This is a genomic window from Kitasatospora sp. NPDC005751 (genome assembly GCF_040630835.1).
Classification (GTDB): domain Bacteria; phylum Actinomycetota; class Actinomycetes; order Streptomycetales; family Streptomycetaceae; genus Kitasatospora.
Genome location: NZ_JBEXYC010000166.1, coordinates 1 through 1,207, shown reverse-complemented (window position 1 = coordinate 1,207; position 1,207 = coordinate 1). Strand labels below are relative to the sequence as shown.

Genomic DNA, 1,207 nt, shown 5'->3' with positions numbered 1-1,207 from the left:
GACACATCCAACTTCGACCCGCCCTTATCGATGGATGCCTGGCCGGCACCGGCCTGCCGCTCACCCCACCGACTCCACCCTGAAAACCTCAGTAACAGGCCCTTGTGCGCGTCGAGGTCATGCAGCGGGCGGGTGCACGCCAACGCCTTGACTCGGCGGCTCAGACCCTTGCCCGCCGCCTCCGACTCCAGCGGCGCGTATCCCACTGCCACTCCCCCGTTCGCGTCCGGATCCGCAGGGCGCCCCTGGCGTCCTGCGGATCCGTCGAGGCCTGTCCAGCCGCGCATCAGTCGAGACAACACAAGCGTTGTAGTGCAACTGCGTTCTACCATGCAACTCATCGGCCCGGCGAGACGGCACCGGTCCCACGCGGCCGCACCTCTCCCTGGTACCGGACACGCGCCGCCATGACACGGCCCACGCAGGCGTGGGAACATCGGCTGCAGATCACGACAGCGCGGGCGGGAAAGGGAGCCGGCATGGAACAAAATCGACAGGTCCTGCCCGCGGACCCCTGCCCAGACACGCGCCTCCAGGCCGGAGCGCATGTCCTCCCAGCGGCCCCGCCGCCCGTACATACCCATGGGCTAGCTGCCACTCGCAGACTCCGCGACCTGACCCAGCAGGCGACGGCCCAGGCCATGGGCGTGACCCAATCCAGGGTCAGCGCAATCGAACGCGGTGGCATAGACCGCGCGGAACTGGCCACCCTCCAGTCCTACATCGCGGCGCTCGGCGGACGGCTGGAGCTCGTCGCCGACTTCGACAACGAAAAGATCATCCTGGGCTGACCTCCGGCCGGCGCCCGGGAACGCGCGGCCGGCGCGCTGGAGCCTTCTCGTCGGTGGCTTGCGACCCCGGCGAGACGATCCTCCGCGAGCTGGCCGAGGAGACCGGCCTCAACCTCGGCCGGGCCACCGAGCTGCTCAATCTCCCCGACGAACACGGATACAGCCAGACCACCACCTTCTCCGCCGCCGCCCGGGATAGTGACGAGAGCACGCTGCCAGTCACCGAGGAAGCCGGGCCCGATACGCAGCAGTTGCATGTGGCGCCTTTCGGAGGTCCGGGGCGGTAGCAGGACGGGCCCGCTCACTCCATAAGAGGTCCTAACTAGCCGTTGCTCTATCGATCTTGGTGATCGTGAGTTCGAGTCTGCCGACTCGGTCGGGTGATCTTCTGGTCGGCAGGGCATGAAAGTGGGGCC

Annotated in this window: 3 protein-coding genes; 2 read left to right on the top strand and 1 reads right to left on the bottom strand. The window is 67.9% G+C overall.

The window, feature by feature from the left end; translation table 11 throughout:
* On the bottom strand, positions 1-206 hold a 206-nt coding region (locus ABZ497_RS36835), incomplete at its 3' end, for a hypothetical protein (protein WP_359812522.1).
* On the opposite strand from ABZ497_RS36835, the gene ABZ497_RS36830 reads away from it, so the two are divergent.
* Together ABZ497_RS36830 and ABZ497_RS36825 are read left to right on the top strand one after the other, a co-directional pair.
* Positions 120-791 carry an XRE family transcriptional regulator gene (locus ABZ497_RS36830; protein WP_359812520.1) on the top strand — a complete coding sequence of 224 codons (672 nt, stop codon included), beginning with the start codon at positions 120-122 and terminating at the stop codon, positions 789-791. The two genes, ABZ497_RS36835 and ABZ497_RS36830, sit on opposite strands and share 87 nt — an antisense overlap.
* A gap of 53 nt (positions 792-844) precedes the next feature.
* Positions 845-1,078, top strand: a complete 234-nt coding sequence (locus ABZ497_RS36825; RefSeq protein ID WP_359812517.1) for an NUDIX domain-containing protein — start codon at positions 845-847, stop codon at positions 1,076-1,078.
* Positions 1,079-1,207: the final 129 nt, after the last annotated feature.